This window comes from Aquibaculum sediminis, from assembly GCF_040712085.1.
In the GTDB taxonomy this organism is placed as follows: Bacteria; Pseudomonadota; Alphaproteobacteria; order Kiloniellales; family DSM-21159; genus Aquibaculum; species Aquibaculum sediminis.
On the sequence record NZ_JBFCVK010000003.1, the window covers coordinates 82268 to 101427 of the forward strand.

General features: G+C 67.9%; 18 protein-coding genes. 6 read left to right on the top strand and 12 right to left on the bottom strand.

The genetic code is table 11. The features are described 5' to 3' along the window. Positions 1–71: 71 nt before the first annotated feature. A complete protein-coding gene (locus tag ABZ720_RS05440; protein ID WP_366554496.1) occupies positions 72–704 on the bottom strand; it encodes a class I SAM-dependent DNA methyltransferase in 633 nt (210 codons plus the stop codon). Positions 705–869: 165 nt separating this feature from the next. On the opposite strand from ABZ720_RS05440, the gene ABZ720_RS05445 reads away from it, so the two are divergent. Further along, positions 870–1787, top strand: a complete 918-nt coding sequence (locus ABZ720_RS05445; RefSeq protein WP_366554497.1) for a phosphotransferase — start codon at positions 870–872, stop codon at positions 1785–1787. A gap of 36 nt (positions 1788–1823) precedes the next feature. Here the strand turns inward: ABZ720_RS05445 and purD are convergent, their stop codons facing one another. Beyond that, positions 1824–3098: a phosphoribosylamine--glycine ligase gene (purD, locus tag ABZ720_RS05450; RefSeq protein WP_366554498.1), complete on the bottom strand. Its 1275-nt coding sequence runs from the start codon at positions 3096–3098 to the stop codon at positions 1824–1826. Positions 3099–3163: 65 nt separating this feature from the next. On the opposite strand from purD, the gene xseA reads away from it, so the two are divergent. Beyond that, the gene (xseA, locus tag ABZ720_RS05455; RefSeq protein ID WP_366554499.1) at positions 3164–4756 is read left to right on the top strand and encodes an exodeoxyribonuclease VII large subunit; all 1593 of its coding nucleotides are present in this window, start codon (positions 3164–3166) and stop codon (positions 4754–4756) included. A 38-nt stretch (positions 4757–4794) separates the two neighbouring features. On the opposite strand, the gene ABZ720_RS05460 is transcribed toward xseA, so the two are convergent. Continuing rightward, a complete protein-coding gene (locus ABZ720_RS05460; RefSeq protein ID WP_366554500.1) occupies positions 4795–6714 on the bottom strand; it encodes a transglycosylase domain-containing protein in 1920 nt (639 codons plus the stop codon). 1 nt (position 6715) lies between these two features. On the opposite strand from ABZ720_RS05460, the gene ABZ720_RS05465 reads away from it, so the two are divergent. Further along, positions 6716–7048 carry a hypothetical protein gene (locus ABZ720_RS05465; protein WP_366554501.1) on the top strand — a complete coding sequence of 111 codons (333 nt, stop codon included), beginning with the start codon at positions 6716–6718 and terminating at the stop codon, positions 7046–7048. A 152-nt stretch (positions 7049–7200) separates the two neighbouring features. Here ABZ720_RS05465 and rplS read toward each other — a convergent pair whose 3' ends face one another. The 9 genes from rplS to ahcY all read right to left on the bottom strand — a co-directional run bounded on the left by rplS (position 7201) and on the right by ahcY (position 16918). Further along, a complete protein-coding gene (gene rplS / locus ABZ720_RS05470; RefSeq protein ID WP_366554502.1) occupies positions 7201–7608 on the bottom strand; it encodes a 50S ribosomal protein L19 in 408 nt (135 codons plus the stop codon). Between the two features lie 11 nt (positions 7609–7619). After that, positions 7620–8369: a tRNA (guanosine(37)-N1)-methyltransferase TrmD gene (gene trmD / locus ABZ720_RS05475; protein ID WP_366554503.1), complete on the bottom strand. Its 750-nt coding sequence runs from the start codon at positions 8367–8369 to the stop codon at positions 7620–7622. 29 nt (positions 8370–8398) lie between these two features. Next, positions 8399–8956 carry a ribosome maturation factor RimM gene (rimM, locus tag ABZ720_RS05480; RefSeq protein ID WP_366554504.1) on the bottom strand — a complete coding sequence of 186 codons (558 nt, stop codon included), beginning with the start codon at positions 8954–8956 and terminating at the stop codon, positions 8399–8401. A gap of 29 nt (positions 8957–8985) precedes the next feature. Further along, complete coding sequence (gene rpsP, locus ABZ720_RS05485; protein ID WP_366554505.1) at positions 8986–9396, bottom strand: 30S ribosomal protein S16; 411 nt, start codon at positions 9394–9396, stop codon at positions 8986–8988. Positions 9397–9457: 61 nt separating this feature from the next. Continuing rightward, positions 9458–10915: a signal recognition particle protein gene (ffh, locus tag ABZ720_RS05490; protein ID WP_366554506.1), complete on the bottom strand. Its 1458-nt coding sequence runs from the start codon at positions 10913–10915 to the stop codon at positions 9458–9460. 173 nt (positions 10916–11088) lie between these two features. After that, positions 11089–12120 carry a 2-oxoacid:ferredoxin oxidoreductase subunit beta gene (locus ABZ720_RS05495; RefSeq protein WP_366554507.1) on the bottom strand — a complete coding sequence of 344 codons (1032 nt, stop codon included), beginning with the start codon at positions 12118–12120 and terminating at the stop codon, positions 11089–11091. A 4-nt stretch (positions 12121–12124) separates the two neighbouring features. Then, the gene (locus ABZ720_RS05500) at positions 12125–13999 is read right to left on the bottom strand and encodes a 2-oxoacid:acceptor oxidoreductase subunit alpha (protein ID WP_366554508.1); all 1875 of its coding nucleotides are present in this window, start codon (positions 13997–13999) and stop codon (positions 12125–12127) included. Between the two features lie 89 nt (positions 14000–14088). Beyond that, positions 14089–15435 (bottom strand): FAD-dependent oxidoreductase, encoded by a 1347-nt coding sequence (locus ABZ720_RS05505; RefSeq protein WP_366554509.1) that lies wholly within the window; start codon positions 15433–15435, stop codon positions 14089–14091. A gap of 184 nt (positions 15436–15619) precedes the next feature. Next, positions 15620–16918 carry an adenosylhomocysteinase gene (ahcY, locus tag ABZ720_RS05510; RefSeq protein ID WP_366554510.1) on the bottom strand — a complete coding sequence of 433 codons (1299 nt, stop codon included), beginning with the start codon at positions 16916–16918 and terminating at the stop codon, positions 15620–15622. Between the two features lie 440 nt (positions 16919–17358). Here ahcY and ABZ720_RS05515 point away from each other — a divergent pair, with 440 nt between their 5' ends. The 3 genes from ABZ720_RS05515 to ABZ720_RS05525 are packed head-to-tail and all read left to right on the top strand — an operon-like array spanning position 17359 to position 19126. Further along, positions 17359–18072: a corrinoid protein gene (locus ABZ720_RS05515; protein ID WP_366554511.1), complete on the top strand. Its 714-nt coding sequence runs from the start codon at positions 17359–17361 to the stop codon at positions 18070–18072. 14 nt (positions 18073–18086) lie between these two features. Next, on the top strand, positions 18087–18830 hold the full coding sequence (locus tag ABZ720_RS05520) for a DUF1638 domain-containing protein (protein ID WP_366554512.1): 744 nt from the start codon (positions 18087–18089) through the stop codon (positions 18828–18830). Further along, on the top strand, positions 18818–19126 hold the full coding sequence (locus ABZ720_RS05525; RefSeq protein ID WP_366554513.1) for a virulence factor: 309 nt from the start codon (positions 18818–18820) through the stop codon (positions 19124–19126). Before ABZ720_RS05520 ends, ABZ720_RS05525 begins: the two co-directional genes overlap by 13 nt. Positions 19127–19160 lie beyond the last annotated feature (34 nt).

Here is a 19160-nt window from a genome sequence, read left to right on the forward strand (position 1 = left end):
TCAGCCGAATCAAAAAAGCCTCCCGGACCAAGGGCTTCCGGGAGGCTTTTTTCTTGGGTGGGTGTGGCTCTTTACCGAACCTTCAGTGCCAGGGCGCGGCTGGGTACGGTGTCGGCCCGGCCAGGCATGGAAACATAGCTCGAGGTTTCCTCCAGCACCTCCCAGACGCCCGCGCGCGCCTGTTCGGCGACCCGGTCGGCAAAGCCGTCCTCCCAAAGACGATCCTTGACCGTGAGCACGATGACGCCCCCCGGGCGCACCACGCGTGCCAGCTCGTCCAGGCCCTCGGCGCCCACGTGCCCCACGGTGAAGACCCCGGCACAGACGACACCGGCAAAGTGATCGCTTTCCAGCGGCAGCGACTCGCCCATGGCGGCCTGGTGCAGGCGGTCGTAGACGCCCTTGCGGCGCGCGACCTCCAGCATCCCATCGGAGATATCCAGCGCCTCGGCGCTGCCATAGCCGACGATCCTGAGCCATTCACCGATCAAGCCGGTGCCGGCGCCGGCATCGAGGATCGGTCCTTCGCCCACGGGCAGATAACGGCACAGCAGGGCAAGACAAATGGTTGGATGACGGTATCCCAGTGACGCCATCTCGCCGTCATAGTTCTCGGCCCATTCGTCATACTTGCGCGCAACATCATCGGGGCTGGTCGCGCTGTAGACCGTATCGAGACTCTCCGCTTTTCGCGCGGTTACCATGCGAAACTCCTTATCGGTGTGGGATGGCTATTGATAGCCGCTGTGCCCTGTAATGCAAAGCGCTGGCGGATATCCTTACTTTTCCGTCGCCGCACGAGGCTGCATTTCCGCGCCTCCAGTGATAGCGTCCGCCAACCCTGACACGGAACGTGAGGTAGGAAGAGCATGAATGACAATGAAGCGATCGAGGTACTGGGGCAGCTACCGGGCTTCGAGGCCCTGGCGGACAAGGCGCGGGTCACGCGCCTGGGCGGTCTGACCAACCGGGTCTATCGGGTCGAGCGGGGTGGCGAAGCCTGGGTTCTGCGGCTGCCGGGGGAAGGCACCGAGGCCTACATCGATCGCAAGGTGGAGGCGCACAATGCCCGCGCTGCCCAGCGGGCCGGGGTCTCACCGGAATTGCTCCATGCCGATCCGGAAAGCGGCGTGATGCTGATGCGCCACGTCGAGGGCGAAACCCTGAGCCCCGAACGTTTCCGCAGTGTGACGGGGGCCCCCACCCGGGCCGCCGAGGCCTTCAAGCAGCTGCACCACAGCGGCGAGACCTTCGAGTTCCGCTTCGAGCTCTTCGCCATGATCGACGACTATCTCAAGGTGCTGGAGCGGCTCGGAGCCACTCTGCCCGAGGGCTACCATGACGTGGTGGCGGAAGCCGAAGGCGTGCGCGAAGCCCTGGCGGCGCAGCCGACGCCTCTCGCCCCCTGTCACTGCGACCCCCTGTGCGAGAACTTCATCGACACCGGCAGCCGGATGTGGATCGTCGACTGGGAATACTCCGGGATGAACGACCCGCTCTGGGATCTGGGCGATCTGTCCGTCGAGGCCGGTTTCAACGCGGCCCAGGACCGGGAGATGCTGGAAGCCTACTGCGACGGCCCGGCCCCGGCGGCCGTGCAGGGTCGCATGGTGATCTACAAGGCCATGTGCGATCTGCTCTGGACGCTCTGGGGCCTGATCCAGCACGCCAACGACAATCCGGCCGAGGACTTCTGGGCCTACGCCACCGAACGCTTCGCGCGCTGCAAGCTCCTGATGGCCGATCCGGACTTCGCCGAGCATCTGGCAGCCGTGCGCCGCGGCTGATCCAGCCGCGGCCGCCTCACGGCTCGCAGACCGGCCTCACGTGAGCGCGCGCCAGCCGATGTCCTTGCGGCAAAAGCCCTGAGGCCAGTCGATGCGTGCCACGGCGGCATAGGCGCGCTCGCGGGCCTGGACCAGGTCCTCGCCCTGGGCGCAGACATTGAGCACCCGGCCGCCGGCGGCCTGCAGACTGCCGTCTTCGGCGCGCCGGGTGCCGGCGTGGAAGAGGGTCACACCCTCGACCTGCGCCGCCTGCTCCAGGCCGCGGATCGTGGTGCCCTTCTCATAGCTGTCGGGATAACCCTCGGCCGCCAGCACCACGGTCAGGGCCGGCTGCGGCGACCAGGACAGCGAGACTTCGCTGAGCCGCCCGTCCGCGGCCGCGCTCAGAACGGCCAGCAGGTCGCTTTCCAGGCGCAGCATCAGGGTCTGGCATTCCGGATCGCCGAAACGCACGTTGTGCTCCAGCAGGCGCGGCGTGCCGTCCGCAGCGATCATCAGGCCGGCGAAGAGCACGCCGCGGAAGGGCCGCCCCTCGGCAGCCATACCGCGCACCGTGGGCTCGACGATCTCGCGCATGACGCGCTCCTGCAGCGCCGGCGTCATCAAGGGAGCCGGGGAGTAGGCGCCCATCCCGCCGGTGTTCGGCCCGGCGTCGCCGTCGTAGGCCCGCTTGTGGTCCTGGGCGCTTGCCAGCGGCAGGGCCGTGGTGCCGTCGCAGAGCGCAAAGAAGCTGACCTCCTCGCCATCAAGAAACTCTTCGATCACCACTTCGGCTCCGGCACTCCCGAAGCGTCCTTCCAGCAGGGCCGCGTCGATGGCAGCGTCCGCTTCCGCCAGTGTCGCGCAGACGCTCACCCCCTTGCCGGCGGCCAGACCGTCGGCCTTGACCACGATGGGCGCGCCCTGCTCCCGGGCGAAGTCCTTGGCTGCCGCAGCATCGGTGAAGCGGCCATAGGCGGCGGTGGGAATGCCTTGCCGCGCGCAAAGATCCTTCATGAAGCCCTTGGAGCCCTCCAGGGCCGCAGCCGCCGCGCTGGGTCCGAAGGCCGCGATGCCGGCCGCTTCCAGACTGTCGACCAGGCCGGCCACCAGCGGCGCCTCGGGACCGACGATCACCAGGTCCGGGCGCGCTTCCCGGCAGAAGGCCATCACACCCTCGACGTCCTCGGCGGCGATGGCAAGGCACTCCGCAACCTCGGCAATGCCGGCATTGCCCGGCGCGCACCACAGACGCTCGCACGCCGGCGAAGCCGCGATTGCCCAACAGAGCGCATGCTCGCGGCCGCCGCCGCCCACCACCAGTACCTTCATCCCGCCTCGATCCCTTTCCCGGCTTGTCCTGCAGGCGCGCTCTTGTAGCATGGCCCGACAAAACCATGAGTGAAACTTACACCACTCCAGGCCTTCAGCCCGAGCGCGCCGGCGCCAACCTGCCGGAGCTCACCGTCTCGGAGATCAGCGGCGCGATCAAGCGCACGCTGGAAAGCGCGTTCGACCGCGTGCGGGTACGCGGCGAGATCTCCGGATTCAAGCGCGCCGCCTCCGGTCACTGCTACATGGCGCTCAAGGATGACCGGGCGGTGCTGGATGCGGTCTGCTGGCGCGGCACGGCCCAGCGGCTCAGCATTCAGCCGGAAGACGGTCTCGAGGTCATCGCCACCGGCCGGATCACCAGCTACGCCGGGCGCTCCAAATACCAGATGGTGATCGACTCGCTGGAGCTTGCCGGCGAAGGCGCGCTGCTGAAGCTGCTGGAGGAGCGCAAGCGCAAGCTGGGCGCCGAAGGTCTGTTCGCGCCAGAACGCAAGCGGGCCCTGCCCTTCCTGCCCGAGGTAATCGGGGTGGTGACCTCGCCCAGCGGCGCGGTGATCCGCGACATCCTGCACCGCCTGGCCGAACGCTTCCCGCGACGGGTGCTGGTCTGGCCGGTGCTGGTGCAAGGACAGGGCGCCGCCGAGCAGGTGGCCGAGGCCATCCGCGGCTTCAACGCCCTACCGGCAAAAGGGCCGGTGCCGCGGCCCGACCTGCTGATCGTCGCGCGCGGTGGCGGCAGCCTGGAAGACCTCTGGGCCTTCAACGAAGAGATCGTGGTGCGCGCCGCCGCCGAGTCCGCCATACCGCTGATCTCCGCGGTCGGGCACGAAACCGACACCACCCTGATCGACTTCGCCTCTGACCGCCGGGCGCCAACGCCCACCGCGGCCGCCGAGATCGCCGTGCCGGTGCGCAGCGAACTCCAGTCTCAGGTGCTGGATTTCGAGCGGCGGCTACTGGGCAGCAGCGCCCGGCAGCTTGTCGAGCGCCGCAATCAGGTGGAAGGCCTGGCCCGGGGCCTGCCGGACCCGCAGCGCCTGCTGCAGGAAAAAACCCAGAGCCTCGATGATCGCAGCGAGCGCCTGCAACTGGCCGGACGCAGCTTCCTCGACCGCCGTGGGGCGGAACTGGAAAGCCTCGGTCATCGCCTGCCGCACCCGCGCCAGCAGCTCCGCTATGCCCAGCAGGCCCTGGATGGCGCCCGCGACCGCCTGACACCGGCCATGCAGCGCCTGGTCACACAGCGGCGCCAGCTGGTCGAGCGCCTGCGGCCGCTGCCGCCCCGGCGCGAACTGGCTCACGCGGTCCAGACACTGGCTGCCAGCGCCGAGCGGCTGGAGCCGGCAATGCGCCGGATCATGACCGCCAGGAAGGACACGCTGGAAGCAAGCGAGCGCCTGCTGGAGACGCTCTCCTACAAGGGCACCCTGGAGCGTGGCTATGCCGTGGTGCGAGGGCCCAAGGGGCTGCAGCCCCGCGCGAAGGGCGTGCGCAAGGGCGACACGCTGCGCATTGAGTTCTTCGATGGCGCGGTGAGCGCGGTGGCGAGCGGTGACAGTGCGCCTAATCCCCCTCCGGCGAAGTCCTCCACGCCAGAGCCTGAGTCCCCACCCGAGACGCCGAACCCGCCACCGAAGCAGGGCAAGCTGCTGTAGACCGGATCGCAAAGCGATCCCAATTCAACGCGGTCAGATCAGGGTCCGCCGTAGAGGTTGCGGCGCTCCTGCTGCTCCAGCATGCGCTGATGGGCCTCGTTCTCACCACCAGAGCTGCTGGAATCGGAGCTGCCGCCACTCGCGATGCTGTCGATAAGGCGGTCGAGAAATCCGCCCTGATCCTCGGACGCCTGGGCCTGGCGTTGCTCCGGCTGCGGCTGCGGCACCGGCGCCTGGATCGGCAAGGGCTGCACCGGCTCACCCTCCAGGGCGCGGGTGACGATGGATTTCCACAGGCGGGCCGGCAGGCTGCCTCCGGTGACCTGTTGCATGGGCGTGCCGTCGTCGTTGCCGACCCACACACCGACCACCAGCTCCGCGGTGAAGCCGATGAACCAGGCATCGCGGAAGTCCTGGGTCGTGCCGGTCTTGCCGCCCGCCGGACGACCGGGATCGGCCGCCTTGCTGGTGCCCCAGGCAACGCTGGCCTGCAGCAGGTCGAGCATGGCTGCATGGGCGGACGGCGAGATGACCCGACCCAGCCCCTGCCCTTCGCGACGAAACACAACTTCGCCGCCCGGCGTGGCGAGGTGGCGCAGGCCGAAAGGCCAGACGCCATAGCCGCCGTTGGCGAAGGCGGCATAGGCCGCCGTCAGGTCCAGCAGAGTCACCTCGGAGGTGCCGAGCGCAAGACTGGGCAGACTGTCGAGCCGGCTGGAGATGCCCAGGCGCTGGGCCTGCTCCACCACGTTGTCCGCCCCCTGTTGCTGCAACACCTGGACGGCCACGGAGTTGAGCGAGCGGGCGAAGGCCTCGCGCAGCGTGACCTCGCCGTAGAAGCGGTCCCCGAAGTTGCCGGGCGACCAGGGTCCCTGCGGCAGGGAGACGGTGATCGGCCCGTCATTCACCCGCTGATCGGGAGCCGCGCCGGCCTCCATGGCGGCCAGATAGACGAAGGGCTTGAAGGCAGAGCCGGGCTGGCGCAGGGCCTGGACCGCCCGGTTGAACTGGCTTTCGCCGTAGCTGCGTCCGCCGGCCATGGCCCGCACAGCGCCGTCCGGGGACAGCATCACCACCGCCGCTTGGCTGACGCCACGTTCGGCGCCGGCGTCGCTCAACAACGCCTCGATCTCCTCCTCGACGATGCGCTGCAGCCGGGGATCGAGGGTGGTGTGCGCCACCAGATCGCGCTCCAGCGGCCCGATCGCGTCTTCGACCTGGGTGGTCGCCCAGTCCGCGAAATAGCGACCGCGCCCCCGCGGCCTTTCTCCCGGCGTGGCCCGTTCTTCCAGCGCGCGCAGGGCCTCCTCCTCGCTGACAAAGTCTGCCGCCACCATGGCGTCCAGCACACTGCGGGCGCGCTCATGGGCGAGATCAGGATTGTTGGCCGGATTGTAGCGCGAGGGGGCGCGCAGCAGCCCGGCCAGCAACGCGGCTTCGTAGAGATCCAGCGCAGTGGCCGACTTGCCGAAATAGCGATTGGCCGCGGCATCCACCCCATAGGTGCCGGCCCCAAAGTAGACCCGATTGAGGTAGAGCGAGAGGATCTGGTCCTTGCTCAGCTTGTACTCCAGCCAGAAGGCCAGGAGCAGTTCGCGGATCTTGCGGTCGTAGGTGCGCTCGGAGCTGAGAAAGACGTTCTTGGCGAGCTGCTGCGTGATGGTCGAGCCGCCCTGGACCACGCGTCCGGCGCGCAGATTGGCCACCACCGCCCGGGACAGCCCGATGGGGTCGAGCCCGAAATGGCCGTAGAAGCGCCGGTCCTCGATGGCCAGCACCGCCTGAGGCACATGCGCGGGCAGGTCCTCGACCGAAAGGGCCACACCATAGAGTTCTCCGTAGGCGGCAACCCGCCCGCCCTCGGCGTCCACGACCTGCAGGCTGGGCTGGCGGGTGGATTCGGCGATGCGGCGCACATCGGGCAGGTCCCAGGCGTACCAGCCGACAATGAGCCCCACGATGAGCAGCAGCCAGATGGCAGCGGCCGCGCTCCAGGCCAGCAGACGCCGCCAGAGCCCACCCCTGCGGCTATTTCCACTGCCATTACCGTTGGCCCCGCCGCGCCCACGAACGGTGCCCGCGCTCTTCGAACTGGTCTTGGCCGGGGAAGCCTTGCGCCGTGAGGCGGCTGCCGGCGTGCTTGCGCCTGAGGCGCTTCGCGTGGCGCTGCTGCGGGTGACCCCACTGCGGGTTGTCCGGGCGCCCGCGGGCTTGGACGCCTTTCCCGTCTTGGCGCTGCCGCTCGGCGCGCGCTTAGGGGTTCGCGATGAAGGTGCCATGCCGCCTGTTTAGCGGGAACTTCCGGGCAAAAGAAAGGCAGGGGCTGTCTGCCCCGAAATGGTCACGGACAGCGCCCACGGACAAGCCCCAACGGAAAAGGGGCGCCGGAACTCGCCCGGCGCCCTGTAAAAGCATGCTTTCCCGAACCCGCAGGTTCGCCTGGCTCAGCGCTTGGCGCGCTCGCGATCAGCCTGGTTCAGCTTGGCGCCGACACCGGTGGTGGCCTCTGCGATACGCGCGGACTTGCCGCGACGGCCGCGCAGGTAATAGAGCTTCGCGCGACGCACATCGCCTCGGCGTACCACGTCGATGCCGTCGATCCGCGGGCTGTAAAGCGGGAAGACACGTTCCACGCCCTCGCCGTAGGAGATCTTGCGCACGGTGAAGGCAGAGTTGATGCCGCGGTTCTTGCGCGCAATCACCACGCCCTCGAAGGCCTGGATGCGCTCGCGCGTGCCCTCGACCACCTTCACCTTCACCCGCACGGTGTCGCCGGGCGCAAAGGAGGGAATCGCCTTGGCTTCGGTCAGCTGGGCGATCTGCTCCTGCTCGAGCTGCTGAATGGTATTCATGGCCCTCGGTCCTATCCTTCGTCTTTCTCGCCGCTCTCGCGGCTTGCCAGATAACGGCGCCAGAGATCCGGTCGCCGTTGCCTTGTCACGTCCTCAGCCTGCGCCCGCCGCCAGCGGCGGACCTTCTCATGGTGACCGGAGAGCAGGACCTCCGGCGCCTTCCGTCCCTGCCATTCGGCCGGACGTGTGAAGAGGGGATGCTCAAGCAGTCCCTCCTCGAACGATTCCTCTGCAGCGCTCTCGGCATTGCCCATGACCCCGGGCAACAGCCGCACCACCGCATCCAGCAGCACCAGCGCCGCCATCTCACCGCCGGAGAGCACGAAGTCGCCGACGCTGACTTCCAGTACCTCCCGCGCGTCCAGCACACGCTGATCGACCCCTTCGTAGCGGCCGCAGAGCAGCCGCAGGCCGGGGCCGGCCGCAAACTCCCGCACCAGCGCCTGATCCAGCAGCCGCCCGCGCGGGGTCAAGTACACCAAAGGGCCCGGTCGCTCGGCGATGGCCTCGATGGCGGCGTCCACCACGTCGGGACGCATCACCATTCCGGGTCCACCGCCCAGGGGGGTGTCGTCCACGGAGCGGTGTTTATCGCGCGCGAAATCCCGGATGTCCAGGACTTCCAGGGCCCAGCGCCCCCGTGTCAGACCTCGTCCCGCAAGGCTGAGACCGAGCGGTCCGGGAAAGGCCTCCGGAAAGAGCGTCAACACGCTTGCGGTCCAGGGGTTTCCCCCCGCTTCGCAGGTCGCGTCAGCCGCCACGAGAGCCTTCCTTTCCGGACGGCGCGGACTTATGCCCTGCCGTCTCCCTCCTGTCCAGTCCCACCCCCCTCGTCGGGCGCAGCGGTCACCGCCTCGGGCGGCTCGGCCACCAGGCGGCCCGCAGCCAGGTCGATCTGCGGCACCACTTGGCGGGTAAAGGGCAGATAACTGCGGGAGCCATCCTCGCCCTCGATCTCGAGCAGATCGCCCGCTCCGAAGTCCTGCACCGCAACCACCCGACCCAGGTTGGTCCCTTCGGTCGTTTCCACCCGCAGACCGATCAGGTCCGCGTGATAGAACTCCTCCGGATCCTCCGGGGGCGGCAGCGCACTGCGCGGCACGTAGAGGCGCAAACCCCTGAGGGCCTCCGCGGCATCGCGGTCGCGCACCCCCTCGATCTCCGCCAACACCAGGCCCTTGACCTGCCCCTTGAGCCGCAACGTGTAATGGCGCGTGCCGGCCTCGTCGGAGAGCGGGCCATAGGCTGCCACGCTCTCCGGGTCTTCGGTGAAGGCCTTGATGCGCACCAGCCCACGTACGCCGTGGGGACCCGCGATGGCCGCCAGACAGATACGAGGCTCGCTCATGCCGCGCTCCGCCGGCAGCCCAATGCGACTCAGGCCTCGGCAGAGGCTTCGGTGGAGGCCTCAGGCGCCTCGGCAGCCGTAGCCGCAGCCTCTTCGGCCTCCTTGCGCCGCTCCTCGGCCTCGCGCAGACGCTCCTGCGCCTTCGCCTTGGGCTGGCTCTTCTTGGTCTGGTCGCGCCGCGCGCGCGCCGGCATCAGTTCGGCATCGCTGAAGAAGCGGGCAACGCGATCGCTCGGCACCGCGCCCTGGCTCAGCCAGTGCTGCACCCGCTCTTCCTTGATGACGATGCGATCGGCATGCTCGCGCGGCAGCATCGGGTTGTAGGCGCCCACCTTCTCGATGAAGCGGCCGTCGCGCGGGCTGCGCGAGTCGGCGACCACGATCTGGTAGTAGGGGCGCTTCTTGGCACCGCCGCGCGAAAGACGAATACGCAAGGCCATAGCAACTTTTCCTCTGTTTCTTAACTGTGATGAACGTCGTTATCGTGTGGTGAATTGGCGCTCAGCGACCGCCGAAGGGACCGCCCAGGCCCCCGAGTCCGCCACCGCCCAGACCGCCGCCTCCAGGCCCGCCGCCGGGAGGCAGGCCACCCCCGGGCGGCATGCCTGGCAGGTTGGGCATACGGCCCGATTTGCCCATTTTCTTGACCTTCTTCATCATCTTCTGCGCCTCGGAGAACTGCTTGAGCAGCTTGTTCACCTCCTGCACGGAGGTGCCGGAGCCCTTGGCAATGCGCTGGCGCCGGGAGGCCTTGATGACCTCGGGGCGCGCGCGCTCCTGCGGCGTCATGGATGAGATGATGGCAACCTGTCGCTTGACGACCTTGTCGTCGATCTTCGCGTTCTTGAGCTGGTCCTGCAGCTTCGGCACGCCCGGCAGCATGCCCATGAGCTGCTTCAAGCCGCCCATCTTGGTGAGCTGCTGCAGCTGCTTGGACATGTCGTTGAGATCGAACTTGCCCTTTTCCAGCTTCTTGGCGAGCTTCTCGGCCTCATCCTGCTCCATGGTCTCGGCGGCACGCTCCACCAGGGAGACGATGTCGCCCATGCCCAGGATGCGCCCGGCCACGCGATCGGCGTGAAAGGCCTCCAGGGCATCCAGCTTTTCGCCGGTGCCCAGCAACTTGATCGGCCGGCCGGTGACGGCCTTCATGGAAAGTGCCGCACCGCCGCGCGCATCGCCGTCGACCCGGGTGAGTGCGATGCCGGTCAGGCCCACCTTGTCCTGGAAAGCCTTGGCGACGTTGACCGCGTCCTGACCGGTCATGGCGTCGGCGACGAGGAGGGATTCCCGCGGCTTGACCGCGTCGCGCACCTGCGCAACCTCGTCCATCAACTCTTCGTCGATGGAGAGACGGCCTGCGGTGTCGAGCAGCACCACGTCGTAGCCTTCGAGCGCGCCGGTCTGCATGGCGCGCTTGGCAATGGCCAGTGGCGGCTCGCCGGAAACGATCGGCAGCGTCGCAATGCCCGCCTGCTCACCCAGGACCGCGAGCTGGCGCTGCGCAGCCGGGCGGCGGGTATCGAGCGAGGCCATCATGACCTTCTTGCGCTCGCGCTCGGTCAGGCGCTTGGCCAGCTTGGCGCAGGTCGTGGTCTTGCCCGAGCCTTGCAGGCCGATCAGCATCACCGCCACCGGCGGCTGCGCCGCAAGATCGAGCAGCGGCGCCTGCTTGCCGTCCTCTTCCTTGGGCTTGCCGCCCAGCATCTCCACGAGCTGGTCGTGGACGATCTTGACGACCATCTGGCCCGGGGTGACCGAGCGCAGCACCTCCTGCCCGACCGCCTTCTCGCGAACGCCGGAAACGAAGTCCTTGACCACCGGGAGAGCGACGTCGGCCTCGAGCAGGGCGATGCGCACCTCGCGCAGAGCCGCGTCGACGTCGCTTTCGTTCAGCGCACCGCGACGGGTGAGCTTACCGAAAACATCGGACAGGCGTTCTTGCAGAGACTCGAACATGCGCTCTTCCTGGTGCCGGGCCGGATGTCACTCCAAGCAGTTACGCGCCGGTGCGCGAACCCTCGCGGACCGGCGGTGCTCCTCGGAGCCGACAGGATGACCTGTTGGCGGAAACCGCGCGGACACTAAGGCTTGGCGCAGCCCCGGTCAAACGCTTTTGACGCGCCTGCAGTTCACTCGACCGTCCAGGTACTGCCGCTGCGCAGCAGGGCGTCGAGATCGCCCTGGATCGGCCCCGGCGCCGTCCGCCCGGAGTCCTGCGCCACCTCGGCAAGCTGACGCGTCTCCCAGGACTCGGGCCGCTCCTCGGCATAGATCACGCCCATGGCCACCGGGAAGGGTGGCTCCAGACCCGCCAGCAGCGTCGCCAGCATGGGATCGGTCTCGTCATGAACCAGCAGATCGCTTTCCGGCACCTCACTGAGAGAAACGACCTCGACCCGAAGCGTGCCCGGCTTGAGGCGCAGCCCCTTGTCGCCTTCGGCCCCGAAAATCATCGGCTGGCCGTGCTCCAGGTGCAGCTGGCGTTCGGCTGCCACATCGCGGGCGGCGAAGAGGTCGAAGACGCCGTCGTTATAGACGATACAGTTCTGCAGGATCTCCACCATGGCGGTGCCGCGATGGGCGCGGGCGCGCTTAAGCACCGCCGGCATGCGCTTCTGGTCGGTATCGATGGTGCGGGCGACGAAGCTGCCGCCGGCGCCGAGCGCAAAGCGGGTCGCCGAAACCGGCTGGTCCAGGGAGCCGCTGGGCGTCGAGGGGGAGCGGGTGCCCGGGCGGCTGGTGGGCGAGGCCTGGCCCTTGGTCAGGCCATAGATCTCATTGTTGAACAGCAGGAGCTGCAGATCGACGTCGCGGCGCAGCAGATGCAGCAGATGGTTGCCGCCAATCGACAGGCCATCGCCGTCACCGGTCACCACCCAGACATCGAGATCGGGATTGGCCAGCTTCACACCCGTCGCAATGGCCGGCGCGCGACCGTGGATGGTGTGGAAGCCGTAGGTGGCCATATAATAGGGAAAGCGCGAGGAGCAGCCGATGCCTGAGACGAACACGGTCTGGGCCGGATCGGCCTCCAGTTCGGCCAGGGTCTTCTGCACCGACTTGAGGATCGCATAGTCGCCGCAGCCCGGGCACCAGCGCACCTCCTGATCGGTGGCATAGTCCTTGGCCTGCAGCTTCTTCGGCGCGGGAATCTCGGTCATTGCCTCAATCCTTCATCAGCGCGGTCAGCCGCGCTTCCAACTCGGCCACCTTGAAGGGCCGGCCGGAAACCTTGGTGACGGGCACGGCGTCCACCAGATAGGTGGCGCGCAGCAGCGTCGCCAGTTGCCCGCCGTTCATCTCGGCCACGGCCACCCGGCGCCAGCGCTTCAACAGGTCGCCCAGATCCTCGGGCAGCGGCCAGATGTGGCGCAGATGCAGATGCCCGACCGCCAGGCCGGCCTCGTTCATGTTGGAGACCGCACGGCCGATCGGCCCCCAGGTCGAGCCCCAGCCCACTACCAGCAGGTCGCCGCCCTCGGCGGGCCCCCGCTCCAGCTCCAGCGGCGGATAGCTGCTGGCGATGCGCGCGATCTTGGCGGCGCGGGTCTCGGTCATGACCTGGTGGTTGTCCGGGTCGTAGGAGATGTTGCCGCTCAGGGCGTCGCGCTCCAGCCCGCCGATGCGGTGCTCCAGACCCGGCGTGCCGGGGCGCACCCAGGCCCGCGCCAGGCTGTCGGGGTCGCGGCCATAGGGCTGGAAGCTCTCGCCCTCCACCGGCGCCTCAGTGCGGAACTGCGCGGGGAAGTCGGCAAACTGGGCCATGGACGGCACGCGCCAGGGCTCGCTGGCGTTCTGCATGTAGCCATCGGTCAAAAGGATCACCGGTGTCATCCAGGTGGTGGCGATACGCGCCGCCTCGATGGCCACCTCGAAGCAGTCCGCCGCAGAGCGCGCAGAGATCACCGCGAGCGGCGCATCGCCGTTGCGGCCCCAGACGGCTTGGAAGAGATCCGACTGCTCGGTCTTGGTCGGCAGCCCGGTGGAGGGGCCGCCGCGCTGGGCATTGACCAGGATCAGCGGCAGCTCGGCGGCAATCGCCAGGCCCAGGGCCTCGGTCTTGAGTGCCACACCGGGGCCGGAGGAGGCGGTGACGCCCAGAGAACCGGCATAGCCGACACCGATGGCCGCACAGATGGCGGCAATCTCGTCTTCGGCCTGGAAGGTGACCACACCGAAGGACTTGAGCGACGCCAGGTTGTGCAGCAGCACCGAGGCCGGCGTGATGGGGTAGCCGCAGAAGGTCAGGCCCAATCCGGCCTTCTGCGCCCCGGCCAGGAGACCCCAGGACAGCGCCTGGGAACCGGTGACATTGCGATAGACCCCGGCAGCAAGGCGCGCCGAGGGCACGGACCAGGCCGAAACATCGCTGGGCAGCTCCGCCGTCTCGCCCCAGGCATGACCGGCGTCCAGGGCCGCGCGGTTGGCGGCCACAAGTTCCGGGCGCTTGCCGAAACGCTTCTCCAGCCAGTCGACCGTCGCCTGGCGCTCGCGAGCGAAGAGCCAGTAGACCAGCCCCAGAGCCCAGAAATTCTTGCAGCGATGGGCTTCCTTCTTGGACAGGCCGAGCCCGGCCACCGCCCGCTCGGTCTGCTGGGTCATGTCGATCTCCAGCAGCCGCCAGGGCTCCAGGCTGCCGTCGGCGCGGGGATCGACCTCATAGCCCGCCTTGGTCAGGTTGCGCTTGCTGAAGGAATCGCTGTCGAGAATGATGAGCCCGCCGCGGCGCACTTCGGTCAGATTGACCTTGAGCGCCGCCGGGTTCATGGCGACCAGCACCTCGACCTCGTCTCCCGCCGTGCGCACCTCGCGGGCGCCGAACTGGATCTGAAAGGCGCTGACGCCAAAGGTGGTGCCGACCGGGGCGCGGATCTCTGCCGGGAAGTCGGGAAAGGTGGCAAGGTCATTCCCGGCCAGGGCCGTGGCCAGGGTGAACTGGCTGCCCGTCACCTGCATCCCGTCGCCGGAATCGCCGGCAAAGCGCACAACGGCGCTTTCCACCTCCCGGCGGCTGGGAACGATCGGGCCGGAGCCTTCCATAACAAGAGTCCTCGATTGGGCTGATTGGGCTTAGGCTGTACTTAACACCTGCGCCCCGGTGGTTCAGCCCCGCAAAGAGTGCGGACTTTTCATCCCTGCTCCGCCTCCTGCGCAGCACTGCGCAAAGCGGCATAGCCGGTCAGCTTGCGCCGGGGCGCCGGTGCCGTGGCTGCCGCGCGCTCCGCCTCGTCAATGGCGCGCCAGCCTGTCCGGTCGACCCAGTCGCGCTGGCGGCCGGTCAGAATGCCGTGCAGTCCGACGCGCCCGGGCTTCGCTTCCGCCCTGACCTCTTCCAGGATGGCCGCCGCGGCGGCATCCCCGTCGTGCTTGTTGGTGCCGATGACCCCGCTGGGCCCGCGCAGGCACCAGCCGGCGGCATAGAGCCCGGGCTCCAGGCGCGCGCCCTGCGCTCGGAAGCGGCCGGAACCGGGATCGAAGGCCGTCCCCTCCACGGCTTCGCCCGCATAGCCGATGGCGGTGAGCAGCAGGCCGCAAGGCAGATCGAAGGGTGCGCCCTGATCGACCAGCCGCCCCTCGGCATCGAAGCCTGTGGGCTGGCAGCGCAGCGCCTCCACGCGTGTCTCGCCCAGAACTTCCAGCGGGCGGGTGAAAAAGCGCAGATGCAAGCGCGCCTGTTCCGCCGGGGTCTCGGCGAAACCGCGCAGCACGCTCAGCACGCGCTCCGCCTTGCGCCGGGCGCGCTCGTCGTCCACCGCGCTGGCATCCTCGGGCAAGGCCTTCTCGTCACCGCCCGCAAGGATGGCCGGCGGCCCCACCGCCAAATCCGCCAGCTCGCGCAACTCGGCCAGGGTGAAGCGGGCCTGCAGCGGGCCCCGCCGACCCAGCAGGGTGACCCGCTCCGGCGGTCCGGCGGCAATTGCTTCGCGGGCTGCGTCACAGATATCACTTGCGGCCATCTCTTCCGGGGTCTTGAGCAGCACGCGCGCCAGGTCGAGCGCGACGTTGCCGTTGCCCACCACCACGGCCGGCCGCCCGTCCAGCAGCGGGGCCAGGTCTTCGTAATCCGGATGACCATTGTACCAGCCGACAAAGGCGGCCGAGCCATGGACGCCGGGCAGATCCTCGCCTGGAATGCCCAAGCTGCGCTCGCGCGGCGCACCGATTGCCAGCACCACGGCATCGTAGAGGCCCCGGAGTTCAGCCAGATGGATGTCGCGGCCCAGTTCCACATCGCCCCAGAAGCGCAGCTCCGGCCGGTCCAGCAGCGCCTCGAAGCTGCGCTCGACCCCCTTGGTGTGCTGATGGTCCGGCGCCACGCCGCCGCGCACCAGCCCAAAGGGCGTCGGCAGGCGGTCGATCAGGTCGATCTCCACCGGAACCTCAGCGCGCAGCAGGGCATCGACCGTGTAGAAGCCCGCCGGACCGGCCCCGACGACGGCCACGCGGAGCGTGGAGCGGTGAAAGCGTCTGCGCATGTCCCCAGCATGCCACGCCGCAAGGCCCGCGGTCACCATTGGATGCGCGGCAAGTCCTCAAGAGTTGAGCACCAACAAAGGGGGTAACGAAAAAGGGGAGTTCCACCTAGGCGGAACTCCCCTTCTTTTCGCGCGGCAGGCTGCGCCGCGGGACCCAAAGGGATCCCGCAGCGCAGCATGACCTTTAGTAGCGGTAGGCGTCGTTCTTGAACGGGCCTTCCACCGGCACGCCGATGTAGTCCGCCTGCTCCTGGGTCAGCTTCGCCAAGTTGGCGCCGAGCTTCTCCAGATGCAGGGCCGCGACCTTCTCGTCCAGGTGCTTCGGCAGCACGTAGACCTGACGGTCGTAGCTGGCGTGGTTCGCCCAGAGCTCCATCTGCGCCATCACCTGGTTGGTGAAGGAGGCGCTCATGACGAAGCTGGGGTGGCCGGTGGCGCAGCCCAGGTTCACCAGACGGCCCTCGGCCAGCAGGATGATCTTCTTGCCGTCCGGGAACTCGATCTGGTCGACCTGCGGCTTGATGGTCTGCCACTTGAAGTTCTTCAGCCCCTCGACCTGAATCTCGTTGTCGAAGTGGCCGATGTTGCAGACGATCGCCCGGTCCTTCATCACCCGCATGTGATCAACGGTGATCACGTCGGCGTTGCCGGTGGCGGTCACGAAGATGTCGGCGACCGGTGCGGCCTCCTCCATGGTCTTGACCTCGTAGCCTTCCATGGCGGCCTGCAGGGCGCAGATCGGGTCGACCTCGCTGACAATCACCCGGGCACCGGCACGGCGCAGCGACTCGGCCGAGCCCTTGCCCACATCGCCGAAGCCGGCAACCATGGCCACCTTGCCGGCCATCATCACGTCGGTGGCGCGGCGGATGCCGTCCACCAGGGACTCGCGGCAGCCGTACTTGTTGTCGAACTTGGACTTGGTGACCGAGTCATTGACGTTGATCGCCGGGGCCTTGAGCGTGCCCTTCTTCGCCATCTCGTAGAGGCGCAGCACACCCGTGGTGGTCTCTTCGGAGATGCCCTTCACGCCGTCCATGATGTCGGCGTACTCGGGCTTGTGCAGGAGACCGGTGAGGTCGCCACCGTCGTCCAGCACCATGTTCGGGATCCAGCCGTCAGGCCCACGCACGGTCTGCTCAATGCACCACCAGTACTCTTCCTCGCTCATGCCCTTCCAGGCAAAGACGGGAACGCCGGCCTTGGCAACGGCCGAGGCGGCGTGATCCTGAGTCGAGAAGATGTTGCAGGACGACCAACGAACCTCCGCGCCCAGCGCGGTCAGGGTCTCGATCAGAACTGCAGTCTGGATCGTCATGTGCAGGCATCCGGCAATGCGCGCTCCCGCAAGCGGGCGCGCAGAGCCGAACTCCTCGCGGGTAGCCATCAGGCCGGGCATCTCCGTCTCGGCAATTTCGATCTCCAGGCGGCCCCAGTCCGCGAGTGACAGATCCTTGACCTTGCAGTCGGTGAAGTCCGGCATGCTTATTCCTTCCATTTCGCAGTCGCAATATGCGGCGATGGCGCAGGGTCATAACAACATGGACCGGAAGCGGCAAGCCACCGCCCCCTCCGCGTCCGCCGCCGCACCCTTCTTTCCCGCCACCGCAACTTGGGTCTCGGCCGCTCGCAAATATGGGTGCGGCCGGGCGACCTTTCCATCTTTGCCGCCGCTGCTTTTCGAGTGCCGAGCAACGCCGCGCGGCCATTCTTGCGCCCCTTGCCAGGCGCGGAACCGTAGCTGCCGATGGCAGCCTCAAGATGCGCCGCAAAGACACCGCTGAGAGGCAGATTCCCTTGCTCTGTCGCGTTTCAACCACGATCGGTCGCCGGCACTATCGCTGGGGCGAGGCTGCGGCGGGAAGTTCGGCGAAAGCGGGCCAAACTGGCACGGCTCCCTGCGATGGAAAGCACGGACTGATCATGAGCAACGACGACGATCTCGACCTGCGCTCTCTGGACGACGAGGAACTGGTCGCCCAGATGCACGACGACCTCTATGACGGCCTCAAGGACGAGGTCTGTGAAGGGGTCAACATCCTCCTGGAACGGGGCTGGACTCCCTACCGGGTGCTGACCGAATCCCTGGTGGAAGGCATGCGCATCGTGGGCATCGACTTCCGCGACGGCATCCTCTTCGTGCCGGAAGTGCTCATGGCCGCCAACTCAATGAAGGCGGGCATGTACATCCTGCGCCCGCTCCTGGTCGAAACCGGCGCCCCGAAGATCGGCAAGATGGTGATCGGCACCGTCAAGGGCGACATCCACGACATCGGCAAGAACCTCGTCTCCATGATGATGGAGGGCGCGGGCTTCGAGGTGGTGGACATCGGGATCAACAATCCGGTCGAGACCTACCTCGCGGCTTTGGAAGAGCATCAGCCCGACATCCTCGGCATCTCCGCCCTGCTCACCACCACCATGCCCTACATGAAGGTGGTGATCGAAACCCTGAAGGATCAGGGCTTGCGCGACGACTATGTGGTGCTCGTGGGCGGCGCGCCGCTCAACGAGGCCTTCGCGGAAGCCATCGGGGCGGATGCCTACTGCCGCGACGCCGCCGTTGCGGTCGAAACCGCCAAGGACTTCATGGCCCGCCGGCACAATCTGGCAGGCCAAAGCGCCGCCACCGCCTGACCCGGGAGGCCGCCATGGCCCAGCCCGCCCATCAAAGCCCTGCCCTACAGGCTCCAGAACCGGCCAGCCTCCGACCAGCGTCCGCATTCGCTCTGGCACCGGCCGAGGCGGCCTCGGGCCTCATCATTGCCTGCGGTGCGGTGGCGCGGGAGATCATCGATTGCCTGCGCCTCAACGGCTGCAGCCAGCTGCGTGTCACCTGCCTGCCGGCGATTTGGCACAATCGCCCGGAAAGGATCCCCGAGGGTGTGCGCGCAAAGATCCGCGCTGCCCGGGCCCAGGGCGTGGAGCGGATCTTCGTGGCCTATGGCGACTGCGGCACCGGCGGCCTGCTGGACCGGGTGCTGGAGGAGGAAGGCGGCGAGCGACTGCCGGGCCCGCACTGCTATGCCTTCTTCAGCGGGCAGGCGGTCTTCCAGGAGCAGGCCGAGCGTGACCCCACCGCCTTCTATCTGACCGACTACCTGGCCCGACATTTCGACAGCCTGATCATTCGCGGCCTGGGGCTCGACCGCCATCCCGAACTGCTGCCCGACTACTTCGGCAACTACAGCCGCCTGGTCTATCTGGCCCAGACCCCAGATCCGGCGCTGGCGTCGCGCGCCGAGGACGCGGCCGCCCGCCTGGGCCTGGCCTACGAGTATCGCTTCACCGGCCTGGGCGAGCTGGGCGACTTCGTGGCCCGCGCCGCTGCCATGCCGCAGGAGGAAGATCCTGACCGCGAGAGCTTGGGGAGCGCCGCCGCATGGCCGAAGTAACCATTCTCTACTGGCGCGACATCCCGGCCCAGGTCGTGGTGAAGGACGGGCGCAAGACCGCCAAGCAGGTGCTGAGCGAGCGCTTCGAGACAGCCATCGACCGCGCCGCCATGAAGGCGAAGCTGCGCGACACCGACAGCTATCTCGCCCACTGGCGCAAGGGCGCACCCCAGGCCTGCGCCGACGATCTCGAAAGTGTCGCTGCCGAGACAGCGGCGCGCCTGGAGCAGGACTACGACGAGGCGCGGCTCGCCCGACTGGTCGCCAAGGGCGGCGCCGAGGACGATGCGGCCTGACACCATTGTACCTCCACCCCTCCTATCAGTGAGG